The sequence below is a fragment of the Collinsella sp. SGI.033 genome (assembly GCF_050315135.1).
GTDB lineage: Bacteria > Actinomycetota > Coriobacteriia > Coriobacteriales > Coriobacteriaceae > Collinsella.
Map to the genome: position 1 here is coordinate 1 of NZ_JBNPOK010000004.1, position 12,770 is coordinate 12,770.

General features: G+C 60.9%; 11 protein-coding genes and 1 pseudogene. 8 read left to right on the top strand and 4 right to left on the bottom strand.

Features of this window, described 5'->3' with window-relative positions; translation table 11 throughout:
- Nucleotides 1-73 precede the first annotated feature (73 nt).
- From ACQRC0_RS02105 to ACQRC0_RS02120, 4 genes and pseudogenes are all read right to left on the bottom strand, one after another.
- Nucleotides 74-775 (bottom strand): methyltransferase domain-containing protein, encoded by a 702-nt coding sequence (locus ACQRC0_RS02105; RefSeq protein WP_052241580.1) that lies wholly within the window; start codon nucleotides 773-775, stop codon nucleotides 74-76.
- A gap of 63 nt (nucleotides 776-838) precedes the next feature.
- Nucleotides 839-1,036, bottom strand: a pseudogene (locus ACQRC0_RS02110) (putative RNA methyltransferase); the annotation flags it as partial.
- A gap of 62 nt (nucleotides 1,037-1,098) precedes the next feature.
- On the bottom strand, nucleotides 1,099-2,517 hold the full coding sequence (locus ACQRC0_RS02115) for a citrate synthase (protein ID WP_427727403.1): 1,419 nt from the start codon (nucleotides 2,515-2,517) through the stop codon (nucleotides 1,099-1,101).
- Nucleotides 2,518-2,591: 74 nt separating this feature from the next.
- Nucleotides 2,592-2,879, bottom strand: a complete 288-nt coding sequence (locus tag ACQRC0_RS02120) for an ACT domain-containing protein (protein ID WP_006235289.1) — start codon at nucleotides 2,877-2,879, stop codon at nucleotides 2,592-2,594.
- 349 nt (nucleotides 2,880-3,228) lie between these two features.
- On the opposite strand from ACQRC0_RS02120, the gene rpmE reads away from it, so the two are divergent.
- The 8 genes from rpmE to ACQRC0_RS02160 all read left to right on the top strand — a co-directional run bounded on the left by rpmE (nucleotide 3,229) and on the right by ACQRC0_RS02160 (nucleotide 12,354).
- Nucleotides 3,229-3,654, top strand: coding sequence for a 50S ribosomal protein L31 (rpmE, locus tag ACQRC0_RS02125; protein WP_427727405.1), 426 nt, complete (start codon nucleotides 3,229-3,231; stop codon nucleotides 3,652-3,654).
- 191 nt (nucleotides 3,655-3,845) lie between these two features.
- A complete protein-coding gene (locus ACQRC0_RS02130) occupies nucleotides 3,846-4,949 on the top strand; it encodes a hypothetical protein (protein ID WP_427727407.1) in 1,104 nt (367 codons plus the stop codon).
- Nucleotides 4,936-5,208 (top strand): hypothetical protein, encoded by a 273-nt coding sequence (locus tag ACQRC0_RS02135; RefSeq protein ID WP_427727409.1) that lies wholly within the window; start codon nucleotides 4,936-4,938, stop codon nucleotides 5,206-5,208. Before ACQRC0_RS02130 ends, ACQRC0_RS02135 begins: the two co-directional genes overlap by 14 nt.
- A 156-nt stretch (nucleotides 5,209-5,364) precedes the next feature.
- A complete protein-coding gene (gene secA, locus ACQRC0_RS02140; RefSeq protein WP_427727411.1) occupies nucleotides 5,365-8,172 on the top strand; it encodes a preprotein translocase subunit SecA in 2,808 nt (935 codons plus the stop codon).
- Complete coding sequence (gene prfB, locus ACQRC0_RS02145; protein ID WP_427717736.1) at nucleotides 8,172-9,320, top strand: peptide chain release factor 2; 1,149 nt, start codon at nucleotides 8,172-8,174, stop codon at nucleotides 9,318-9,320. Before secA ends, prfB begins: the two co-directional genes overlap by 1 nt.
- 162 nt (nucleotides 9,321-9,482) lie before the next feature.
- Complete coding sequence (locus ACQRC0_RS02150; protein ID WP_427727413.1) at nucleotides 9,483-10,373, top strand: YitT family protein; 891 nt, start codon at nucleotides 9,483-9,485, stop codon at nucleotides 10,371-10,373.
- 207 nt (nucleotides 10,374-10,580) lie between these two features.
- A complete protein-coding gene (locus ACQRC0_RS02155; RefSeq protein WP_154516003.1) occupies nucleotides 10,581-11,411 on the top strand; it encodes a transketolase in 831 nt (276 codons plus the stop codon).
- 1 nt (nucleotide 11,412) lies between these two features.
- Nucleotides 11,413-12,354 carry a transketolase family protein gene (locus ACQRC0_RS02160; protein ID WP_427727414.1) on the top strand — a complete coding sequence of 314 codons (942 nt, stop codon included), beginning with the start codon at nucleotides 11,413-11,415 and terminating at the stop codon, nucleotides 12,352-12,354.
- Nucleotides 12,355-12,770: the final 416 nt, after the last annotated feature.

Here is a 12,770-nt window from a genome sequence, read left to right on the forward strand (position 1 = left end):
AGATTTCTTCTGGGGCGGTTGACAAGGGCTGTCCTTCAGCCCTGCAATTAAGAGGATGATGAGCTGGCTGAGCTCATGAAGGGCCTTGGGAGCGAGGGGTGCCCACCAGCAATTCAGCCTCGATGGTGATGCTTTTCACACGCGATAGATTTAGGGACTCCGCGTCGATGCCGAACAGCAGCGGCGTCATCTCGGCGAACACGCGGACGTCCCTTTCGGACATCTCGAAGGTGCGCGTCACCTTGATGCGGTCGGTCATCTTGAAGTGCTTCTCAAAGCAATCGGTCACCAGCTGGTTTGAGTATTCCTTGCTGCGCAAAGATCCTTCAGCAAGGTGGCGCAGCTCCGTAAGATGATTGCTGCCTGGAACCACTTTGACCAGCACTCCTGGCGCGGAGGCGTTTCTGGTTGGGGTGAGAACGCGCTTGAATTCGTCGTAGTTCGAGGGAGCGAATACGTCCACCACGCAGTTGATGGAGCCTTTCAGCACGGGGATGTTCGTCAGGTCGCCAACCAGCCATTTGACCGCCTTTCTGGAATCGTGGCGGGCCGCCATCAGCATGGCGTCTTTTGAGAGGTCAAACGCCACCACGTCGACACAGAGGTTTTCTCGGATTGCACGTGCATAGAAGCCTTCTCCGCATCCCGCGTCGAGCACGCGGAATGGCGTCGCGTTCACAGCTGCAGGACCCTCGCTTGGGGAAAGGGCCCTTCCTACCGCGGTGAGGACGGCTTCTTTCACGTGGTCGTAATACCCTGCCTCCAGGATTGCCATGCGGCTCTCAAAGGATTCTTTGCTGTAGTGGGCTGACTGCCTGGAGGGCCCTAGAAGGTTTACGTACCCCTGCTTTGCGATATCGAAGCAGTGCCTCTTCGGACATACGAGGCTCCCTTCCTGCAGCTTCAGGGCGCTGTGGCAAAGGGGGCAAGAGAGCACGTCGGCGCTGTCAGCAAATCGCGCGTATCTGTCGAGTACCATTGCGTCTCCTTTCGTCCAAGCAATTCTAGCATTCGATGCAGCCCTTTCTGCTGGCATAAAAAGCGTGGCCGAGGGCGGTGATACCCTGGCCACGCTCGTGTTCTATAACGGTGCGCGTCCTAACGGTCGGCGAGTGGCTTGTACTCCAGTGGCTCGATTACCGGACGGTATGCCGGGCGAATAATACGGTGTGCGCAGAAGAGCTCTTCCATGCGGTGTGCCGACCAGCCTGCCATGCGGGCCACGGCGAACATCGGCGTAAAGAGCGTCTCGGGTACGCCGAGCATCTTGTAGATAAAGCCCGTGTACAGGTCAATATTGGCGCAGATAGGCTTGGTCATGCCGTGGTCGCGCATGACCTGGGGCGCCAGGCGCTCGATGCGCTCGATCAGCGCGAATTCCTCGCCCAGATCTTTCTTGGCGGCGAGCGAACGTGCGTAGTGGCGGCAGACCTCGGCGCGCGGGTCGCTGAGCGTGTAGACGGCGTGTCCCATGCCGTAGATGAGCCCCGTGCCGTCAAAGGCCTGCTTGTCGAGAATCTTGCTCAGATATGCAGCGACCTCGTCATCGTCTTCCCAGTTGGAAACATGCGCGCGAATGTCCTCGTGCATGGATACGACCTTGGCGTTGGCACCGCCGTGACGCGGGCCCTTGAGCGAGCCGATAGCCGCGGCGTAGGCGGAATACGGGTCGGTGGCCGAAGACGACAGCACGCGGCAGGCGAAGGTGGAGTTGTTGCCGCCGCCGTGCTCGGCGTGGAGCATGAGCATCACGTCGAGCAGCATGGCCTCGTCGCGGGTGAACGCCATGCCGCCGCGCAGGACCTGCAGAATGGTCTCGGCGGTGGAGAGACCGGGCGTGGGGTGCGGCACGTGCATCTCCGAACCGTGGCACTTTGCGATCGATGCCATGTGCGCAAAGGCGGCGATGCGGGGCAGACGTGCCAGCATGGAAATGGCAACGTCGATCTCGTGCTCGGGTGTGATTACATCGGGCTCGGCATCGAAGGCATAGAGCAGCAACACGGCGCGCTGAAGCACGTTCATGATGCTCGAGGATACCGTGGTCATGGGGAACACGCGGACGTATTCGTCGCTCAGGTGCCTAAAAGCACCCAGGCGTTCGCAAAAACCGTCAAGCTCTTCCTTGGTGGGCAGAGAGCCCGTGATGAGCAGGTAGGCGACTTCTTCGTAGCCGTAGCGGTTCTCGGCCTGGGCATTGTTGACCAGATCTTCGATGCTGTAGCCACGAAGCGTGAGCTTACCCTGATCGGGCACAGCCTTTCCGTCGACCTTGTTGTAACCATGCACATCCGAGATGCGAGTGAGGCCTGCAACCACACCCGAGCCATCTGCATTGCGCAGGCCGCGCTTGACATCGTGCTCGACAAACAGCTCCTCGTCATAAGGGTCGGTCGGCAGGCCGTAGTATAAATTTTCGCTTTCGGGCGAAATCTGGCGGCTTGCTTCGTAGTCCAAGACCAGGCGGCTCAGGTGGTCGTCGAAGCGGTAATAGATTTTCTTGGCGTCGTAGGCCATGCGCGCTCCTCTCCGGGCTATGTGGCGACGTTGCGCCTGGGCGCACGTTGGGCCGTCGTCACGCAGCCTGTTCGCTACAGGCGGTACATAAAGTTAAAGACGTCCTCGCGCTGGATGGACACGTTGACGCCCGAAAGCTCGCCGGCCTCGGCCAGGGCCTTCTGCAGCTCGGCGAAGTCGAGCTTGGACTCGGCGGTGTCGGCCAGCATGGTCATGGTGAAGATGTCCTCGATAATGGACTGCGTAATGTCGCGGATGTCGACATTGGCTTCGCCCAGGACGCGGGTGACGCCGGCGACAATGCCGGGGCGGTTCTTGCCAAGGACGGTGATGACGATACGGGAGGACGAGATCTCGGCCATGGGAAACCCTTTCGCGTGTTAGCGGCGCGCGGCGGCGCTCCGCTACGGTACAGTGTTCATCATTGTACCTGTCCCGTGCAAAAAGGGGCACCTTTGCTGCGGCGTTACACGTCTGCAACATGGAGCGCTTGTCTCGTAGGGTGTATTTTTGGCACCCTGGACAGCTCGGGCGGCTCTGTTGGCGCCGCGATCGGGCAGATTCGCCTGTGCACTCCGGCGTAAAGACCGTGAACCTTTTGTGGGACGCTCGACGCCGTGGTAACATAGCCGAGTTTGTTGTCTTGGTCGGAAACCAAGACGCCTTATGCGCTGATCGGTAACCAGCGCCTGACCAATAAGGAGTCCTACCATGAAGCAGGGTATCCATCCCCAGTATGTCGAGTGCACGGTGACGTGCTCCTGCGGCAACACCTTCAAGACGCACGCTACCGTGTCCGAGATGAGGGTCGAGCTTTGCAACGAGTGCCACCCGTTCTACACCGGCCAGCAGAAGTTCGTCGACACCGGTGGACGCGTCCAGCGCTTCGCCGACAAGTTTGGTGGCGCCGCTGCCGCCCAGCTCAAGAAGGCCGAGGAGGCCAAGGCCGCCAAGGCCGCCAAGGCTGCTGAGGCCGAGGCCGCTCGCAAGGCCGCCGCTGAGGCTAAGGCTGCCGAGAAGGCCAAGCGTGCCGCTAAGTTTGCTGAGGAGGCTGCCAAGCAGGCCGCCGAGGCTCCCGCAGAGGCTCCCGTCGAGGAGGCCGCTGTCGAGACCGAGACCACCGAGGCTGCTGAGTAAATAGCTCGCCGAGGAATCGCTCGCATTCATGGCAAAAGGGCCGTGCATCCAATTGGGTGCACGGCCCTTTTCTTATCGACGCAAAGTAGCACGTCCTCTTTGCACCGAACGGTGGGGATTTTTCGTTTGCCCAGATAAAACCTGCCAAAATAAACCTGTCCCTTTTTGGCAGGTAACCGATAGGAGGCTACGTGGACACATCGACGTCCTTGGGCAATCGCGAGCTCGCGGTGGCAAAGAAGCGTGCGCTCGATGCTGCCTATTTTAGGAAGGGTATCGCTGTCGCGGCGCTTTCGAGCTGTATGTATGCGCTGTACACGGCCTTTGTTACCGCCGGTCAGCTCTTTGGCGTTTGGGCCGGTTGGTTCGATGCATTTGCTCCCTCCGGCCTTTTGGCGGTATTCATCTTGCCCACAATCGCCTCGGGCGTCAATGACGTGCTGAGTGCCGTCTGGGCCACGTTTTTCACTGCCGGTCAGGGCAAACTCGCCGACCTAGGCCGCTGTATCGCCTCAAAGCCCGGCGTCATCGTTATCGCCGCCGCCTTCATTGGCGGGCCCATCGCTTCTGCCGCCTACGTTATCGCGCTTTCGCAGGCAGGCACGCTTGCCGTGCCCATCGCCGCGCTCAACCCCGCGATCGGTGCGGTGCTCGCCCGCGTGCTCTACCGACAGCCGCTTAGCCCCCGTGTCGTCACCGGCATCGTTGTCTGCGTGGTCGCCGGCGCCATGATCGGTAGCGCCGGCCTGAGCGGGCAGGCATCTTCTGGCATGGCGCTTGGCTTGGGCCTGGCGCTGTTAGCCGCCCTGTGCTGGGGCGTCGAGGGATGCGTGGGCGGCCGCGCCACCTGCATAATCGATCCTCAGATCGCCATCAACATCCGTCAGCTTGTCTCGGGCGTCGGCAACCTGTGCTTGGTACTGCCGGTCCTAACCTTGGCATGCGGAGAGCCCCTTGGTCAGAGTTACGTCCTTGTCGCCCAAGCGCTCACCGACAAATCCTCCGTCGTGTTTTTCGCCTGCTCCGGTTTTGCCGCCTACTTTTCGTTTATGAGCTGGTATCGCGCCAACTCCATGTGCGGCACGGCGCTGGGCATGGCCATCAACGGCACCTATACCTTTACAGCGCCGCTGTTTACGTGGATTATCGTCGGCCTGGTCTTGGGCTTTGACGGCTACGCGCTTCCGTCCGTCGCATGGGTGGCGGCCGTCGTCAACCTCGTCGGCATTTGCCTGATCGCCGTGAATCCCCTCGACATGGTTAAAAAGGACGGTGATCGGGATGCTTCCGCTTAACTATGCCATGCTCGATTATTTTGTTTGCCATGACGAGGCTTGCGTCGACGATGTGATGGCCGATCTCGCGGCCGAGTACGCATCGTTTGCCGCCTTTGCAAGGCCGCGCATGCAGGAGGCGCTCATGACCGCGCACAAGAATGGCCTGATTGACGAGGCGCGCTTTGATTTGAATGCCGAAGGCGAGCTTCGCGTCTACTATCGGGCGAGCGTCGAGCAGCGCAAAGTTATCGGCGCCTATCTGGGCCGTAGCCACTAAAAATAAAACGTCCCTTTTTGGCAGGTCGGTCGTAGTTATTACGTGGGGGATGAGGTCGAGCGTATAGCGTGCGTCCCGTTTGGCTAAAGTACAACTATCTGTGTTTAACTCGCCCAGTGCAGTGGCTACGGGCGATGGCCAAAAAAGGAAAACCACATGGGATTCATGTCAAAGCTGCTGTCCTTTGGATCCGATAAGGACCTTAAGCGCTACTACAAGATCGTTGACCAGATCAACGGGCTTGAGCCTCAGTTTGAGAAGATGACCGAGGAGGAGCTTCGCGGCCAGACCGATAAGTTCCGCGAGCGTTACGCTAACGGCGAGTCGCTTGACGACATGCTCCCCGAGGCCTTTGCCACCGTGCGCGAGGCTTCAAAGCGCATCACGGGCATGCGTCACTTTGACGTACAGCTCATCGGCGCCATGGCGCTGCACGAAGGTCATATCGCCGAGATGAAGACCGGCGAAGGCAAGACGCTCGTCTCCACCCTGGCCGGCTATCTTAACGCCATCGCCGGCAAGGGCGTGCATGTCGTTACCGTCAACGACTACCTGGCAAAGCGCGACTCCGAGTGGATGGGCCGCATCTACAAGTATTTGGGCATGACCGTCGGCCTGCTGCAGAACAACATGCCGCTCGAGCTTAAGCGCCCGGCCTACCAGGCCGATGTCACCTACGGCACCAACTCCGAGTTTGGCTTTGACTACCTGCGCGACAACATGGTCACCCGCCCCGAGCAGCGCGTCCAGCGCGGCCACAGCTACGCCATCGTCGACGAGGTCGACTCCATCCTGATCGACGAGGCCAGGACCCCGCTGATCATCTCGGGCGCCGGCACCAAGTCGGCCAGCACCTACAAGGACTTCGCGCGCGCCGTGCGCGGGCTGGAGCGCGGCGAGGACGTGTCGCACGATATGCTCACCGCCACCGAGGACGTGGAGCCCACGGGCGACTACGTCATGGACGAGGCCAAGCACACCATTGCCGCCACCGAGCGCGGCCTCAAGAAGATCGAGCGCCGCCTGGGTATCGAGGACATCTACGCCGACCTTTCGGGCCAGCTGGTCAACCACCTGCAGCAGGCGTTGAAGGCCCAATACATGTTCCACCGCGACAAGCAGTACGTCGTTACCAACGGCGAGGTCAAGATTGTCGATGAGTTCACCGGCCGCATCATGGAGGGCCGTCGCTACTCCGAGGGCTTGCACCAGGCTATCGAGGCCAAAGAGGGCGTGCTCGTGCGCGAGGAAAACCAGACGCTGGCTACCATCACCCTGCAGAACTACTTCCGTCTGTATGACAAGCTTTCCGGCATGACCGGTACGGCGCTTACCGAGGACGCCGAGTTCCGCGAGATCTACAAGCTGCCCGTCGAGGTCATCCCCTCCAACAAGCCCGTGCAGCGTGTCGATCATGAGGACCTGGTGTACCGCACCATCCAGGCCAAGTACAACGCCGTTGCCGACGACGTCGAGCGACGTCACGCCAAGGGCCAGCCGGTCCTGGTGGGCACCGTCTCCATCGAAAGCTCCGAGAAGCTGTCGGCCGCCCTTACCAAGCGCGGCATCGCGCACGAGGTCCTCAACGCTAAGCACCACGAGCGCGAGGCTCATATCGTTGCCCAGGCCGGACGCTACGGCGCCGTGACCATCGCTACTAACATGGCCGGTCGTGGTACGGACATCTTGCTGGGCGGCAACCCCGACGAGCTGGTGCGCGAGCGCCTTGAGTACGAGGGCCTGACCATGGAGGACGTGACGCCCGAGCAGCTCGAGCAGTTTAACGCCGAGGCCAAGGAGACCTGCAAGGCCGAGCGCGAGCGCGTGCTTGCCGCCGGCGGCCTGACCGTCATCGGTACCGAGCGCCATGAGTCCCGTCGTATCGACAACCAGCTGCGCGGCCGCTCCGGTCGTCAGGGCGATCCGGGCGAGACCCAGTTCTACCTGTCGCTCGAGGACGATCTGATGCGCCTGTTCGGTGGCGACAAGATGGACCGCGTCTCCAAGATGATGGTCACGGCAGAAATGGGCGACGACATGCCCATCCAGCACAAGATCATCTCCAAGGCCGTCGAGAGCGCCCAGCACAAGGTCGAGAGCATCAACTTCTCCATGCGCAAGAGCGTTCTTGAGTACGACGACGTGATGAACAAGCAGCGCCAGGTTATCTACGCCGAGCGCAACAAGATTCTGGACGGTAAGGACCTGACCGACCACATCACCGAGGTCATGCACGACACCGTGTACCGCTGCGTGCAAGAGTTTTGCGCTAAGGACAGCCACGACGGCGAGCGCGACCTCGATGGCCTGCGCAAGTGGGTTGTGGAGCTGACCGGCCATATCGATACGCCCAAGTTCCCCGACGAGGATTACGAGGCCCTTGCTGCCGATGTCCTAGCCTACGTCGAGAAGTGCTACAACATGAAGGCCGAGCGCTTGGGCGAGGACCTCATGCGCGAGCTCAATACTCAGGTTATGTTGCGCGTTATCGATACCCGCTGGATGAACTACCTGCAGGAGATGGACTATCTCAAGACCGGTATCGGCCTGCGCGGCTTTGGTCAGCGCGACCCGCTGGTTGAGTACAAGACCGAGGCCTATGGCGCGTTCCAGGTACTCGTCGACACCATGTACGAGGATTACCTGCGCACCGTCCTGCGCATCGAGATCAAGGCCGCCCCGCAGGCTGTGGAGCGCAAGGAGGACCCCGCGCTCGAGGGTGCGCGCTTCTCCGGCCCCGCCGACGTCGATGGCGACAACGGCAACTCGGTCCTGCGCAAGGAGGCACGGGCACAGGCTCGCACGGCCGTCCAGGGCGGACCGGCAGCTGTCAACAACGGCGCTAAGGTGACCACCTACCGCAAGTCCGAGAGCGACGACCCGTATGTCAACGTGGGTCGCAACGAACCGTGCCCTTGCGGCAGCGGCAAGAAGTTCAAGTACTGCCACGGCAGGAATCGTTAATGGCGGATGCTTTAGAGGTAACGCCCGCCGAGCTGGACGCGTTTGCGGACCGGCTCGGCGAGGTTGAGTCGTATCTTCATTTGGACGAGAAGCGCACCCACGTGACCGAGCTTGAGGCCAAGAGCGTCGCTCCCGGCTTTTGGGACGACGCCGATGCCGCTCGCGCCACGATGGAAGAGATTGCGCGCGCCAAGGAGGATATCGCCGCCGTGGATACCGCGCGCGGCGAGCTCTCCGATGCCCGCGCGGCGCTGGAACTTGCCGAGGAAATGGGCGATGACCCCGATGCCGCTGCACTGCGTGAGGAGGCTGCCGCCACGGCTGATCGTCTGGCGCGCGCCATCGATGAGCTCGAACTTTCGAGCTGGTTTACCGGCGAGTTCGATCACGGTGACGCGATTGTGACCATCAAGCCCGGACAGGGCGGCTTGGAGGCGCAGGACTGGACCTTCATGCTCTTTAAGATGTACATGAAGTACTGCCAGCGCCGCGGCTGGAAGGTCACCATCAACGATTGCCCCGCTGCCGAGGTCATTGGCATTGATCGCGCGACCTTTACCGTTGAGGGCAAGGATGCCTTCGGTATGCTTCGTGCCGAGGCCGGCGTTCACCGTTTGGTGCGCATTAGCCCCACCGATGACAAGAAGCGTCGACAGACTACGTTTGCCGGCGTCGAGGTCATTCCGGTGCTGCCCGACGATATCGATATCGAGATCAACCCCGACGATATCCGCGTCGACGTGTACCACGCAAGCGGCCCGGGCGGCCAGGGCGTCAACACTACCGACTCCGCCGTGCGCGTGACGCATTTTCCCAGCGGCATTGTAGTGACCTGCCAAAATGAGCGCAGCCAGATTCAGAACAAGGCCGCGTGTATGCAGATTCTCAAGGCCCGCCTGTACGAGATTGAGCTCGAGAAGCGCGCCGAGGCGCTCGACGAGATCCGCGGTCCCAAGACCACGATTGGCTTTGGCAACCAGATCCGCAGCTACGTGCTCTATCCGTATCAGATGGTCAAGGACCTGCGCTCGGGCGTGGAGACCAGCAACGTCGACGCCGTTCTCGACGATGGCGACTTGGATCCGTTTGTGATCGGCTACCATCGCTGGGCTACCGGCAATGCTGATGCGGAGTCTCCGTCCGCTTAAGCCCCGGGTGAGTCACGGACCGACACTAAACTCTGGACAGGCGGTTTTATATCCAGAGCAAACCCGCCGCGGGGTGGTTTTTCCTCGGCGAATCGGTAGAATCAAATACGGTAAGAAGTTCAAAGCGCACCCAAGGGGGTGCGCTTTTTTGAGGGAGGTAGCATGGCATATCGTCTGGATATTAAGCGCATTCTTTCAATGAACTTCTTCCACGATCTACCCCAGATCATGCTTGGGTGCGCTTTGGCGGCCATCGCGACCGACCTGTTTTTGATTCCCAACGGTCTTGCCGCCGGTGGCGTTACGGGCCTTGCGACTATTATCCAGGCGGTCGGTGCCGCGCGGGGCGTGTCGCTGCCCGTCGGTATCCAAACCATCGTGATGAACGCCTTGCTGTTGCTGGTCGTCATGCGCGAGGGCGGCATGTTCTATGTGGTACAGACGGCGACAGGCTTTGTGCTACTGGGCTTCTTTACCGACCTGTTTGCCCCGTTTGTAGCGCCTCTGGCAGATGCAGACCTGATGCTTCCCGCTATGTGGGGCGGCATTATCACGGGCATTGGTTACGGCATGGTGTTACGCGCCGGCGCCAACACCGGCGGCTCCGACACCATCGGCCAGATTATCTCGCGTAATACCTCGCTGCCGGTGGGTTCGACCGTCATGGCGATCGATGTCGCCGTATGCGCGGCATCGGCCCCCGTCTTCTCTCTAGAGAACGCGCTGTATGCAGGGCTTTCGATGGTAATTAGCGGCTATGTGATCGACGCTGTGGTCGATGGCGGCAACAAGCGCCGTATGGTGCTCATCATCTCGGACAATTTCCCCGATATCGCGGCCGATATCATGTATGGCCTGGGTCGCGGCTGCACTAAATTTAAGGCGACCGGCATGTATTCGGGCGCGGAGAAGCCGGTGATTATGGTGATCGTTAGCCGCCGCGAGCTCAATACACTCAAGACCATCGTGCGCGAGCGCGATCCTCAAGCTATCGTGACGGTCGCCGACGTTACGGAAGCCTTCGGTGAGGGGTTCAAGGACATTAACGCGTAGGGCAGACTGCGCTCCATCCAAAAGACGTTCACATTGATAAACCGATTCATCAGCGGGTCTGCCAGCTAAATTATTCAAATAATGATAAAAACTCTGGTAAAGCCTTCAGTTTCCAGCATAATGAATGGCGCACGTGCATTGCGGCTGGGTTGGGATTACCTTCTGCGCCGTGCGCATCTTGTCTAAAGAGGATGAAAGGAAGGCACAATGAGCGACGAAGAGCTCAAAAAGGTTGCCAATGAGGTAAGGAAGGGCATCGTCACCGGCGTGCACGCTGCCAAGTCCGGCCATCCGGGCGGTTCGCTCGGCTCTGCCGACATCATGACTTATCTGTACTTTGAGGAAATGAATGTCGACCCGGCCGATCCTCGCAAGGCCGACCGCGACCGCTTTGTGCTCTCCAAGGGCCATTGCGCTCCGGGTCTGTACGCCGTGCTCGCCGAGCGCGGATTCTTCCCCAAGGAGGACCTCGAGACGCTGCGCCATATCGGCAGCCACCTGCAGGGCCACCCCAACATGAACGACACCCCGGGCGTCGACATGTCCACCGGCTCGCTGGGCCAGGGCATCTCCGCCGCCGTGGGCATGGCCGTCGCCGCCAAGCACTGGGGCGATACTTACCGCACGTACGCCCTGCTGGGCGACGGCGAGAGCGAGGAGGGCCAGGTCTGGGAGGCCGCCATGTTTGCCGGCAATCAGCAGCTCGACAACCTCTGCGTGATCGTTGACCACAACGGCCTGCAGATTGACGGTCCCGTCGAGGAGGTCAACGATCCCATGCCGCTCGCCGACAAGTTCCGCGCCTTTAAGTTCCACGTGGTGGAGCTCGCCGACGGCAACGACTTCGGTCAGATTCGCGCCGCCTTTGCCGAGGCTCGCGCCACTAAGGGTCAGCCTACCGCCATTATCGCCGAGACCATGAAGGGCAAGGGCGTTTCCTTTATGGAGAACCAGGTTGGTTGGCACGGCAAAGCCCCCAACGATGAACAGTTTGAGCAGGCCATGGCAGAGCTCACGGCCGCCGGAGAGGAGCTCTAGGATGGCAGACGTCAAGAAAATCGCCACGCGTGTAAGCTACGGCGAGGCCCTCGTTGAGCTCGCTGCCGAGCACGACGACTTTGTGGTCCTCGACGCCGACCTGGCTGCCGCCACGCAGACCGGTAAGTTTAAGGCCGCCTGCCCCGACCGCTTCTTTGACGTGGGCATTGCCGAGAGCAACCTGATGGGTGTCGCCGCCGGTATCGCGACCACCGGTCGTACTGCCTTCGCGAGCACCTTTGCCATGTTCGCCGCCGGCCGCGCTTTTGAGCAGGTCCGTAACTCCATCGGCTATCCGCACCTCAACGTCAAGATCGGCGCCACGCACGCCGGTATTTCGGTGGGCGAGGACGGTGCCACGCACCAGTGCTGCGAGGATATCGCCCTTATGCGTGTTATCCCTGGCATGACCGTGATTGTCCCGGCCGACGACGTGGAGGCCCGCGCCGTGGTCCGCGCCGCCTACGAGTGCGACGGCCCCGTGTACATGCGCTTTGCCCGTTTGGCCTCGCCGGTCATCAACGACCCCGAGACCTACAAGTTCGAGCTGGGCCGCGGCATCGTCATGCGTGAGGGCGCCGATGTGACCATCATTGCCTGCGGCCTGATGGTTGGCGAGGCTCTCGAGGCTGCCGAGCAGCTCGCTGCCGAGGGCATCGACGCCGAGGTCATCAACATGCACACCATTAAGCCCATCGACGTCGATCTGATCGTCAAGAGCGCCGCCAAGACCGGCCACGTCGTGACTGTCGAGGAGCACTCCGTGATCGGTGGCCTGGGCAGCGCCGTTGCCGACGTGCTCTGCGCTCAGTGCCCGACGCCGCTCAAGAAGATTGGCGTCAACGACACCTTTGGCGAGTCCGGTCCGGGCGCCGAGCTCCTGCACAAGTACGGCCTGGATGCCGCCAACATCGTGGCAACCACCAAGGAGTTCTTGGCCTAGGGCAAGACGAGGCAAAGTATCGCTTCAGCAACCGTAAGCAAGCCAGAACAGGGGCGCCCCCAAAGAGGGCGCCCCTGTTTTTGTCGGCAACAAACAAATCAGGTCCGCACCAAGCAAGGGCTTCCTCCGGGAAGCGGACCCAGACCAACAAAGTGCAACTCAGCCCTTCCAACTTTGTATATGCAGCACCCCAAGAAAAACGCGGCGACTCCTTAGTAGCCGCAGGCCGCGCACAGGGCTACCTCCCAAATCATTCCGCAGGACGGAGGAGTCCCCGCAGCGCGAAGCGCGCAGCGGGGACTCCGACATGTCCGAGGACGATTTGGGAGGTAGCCCTGTGCGCGGCCGGTGAGACCAAAACCCTGCCATGCTTCTTATGTGCAGCGAAGCTAATGCTGCTAAAATACAAAGCGCTC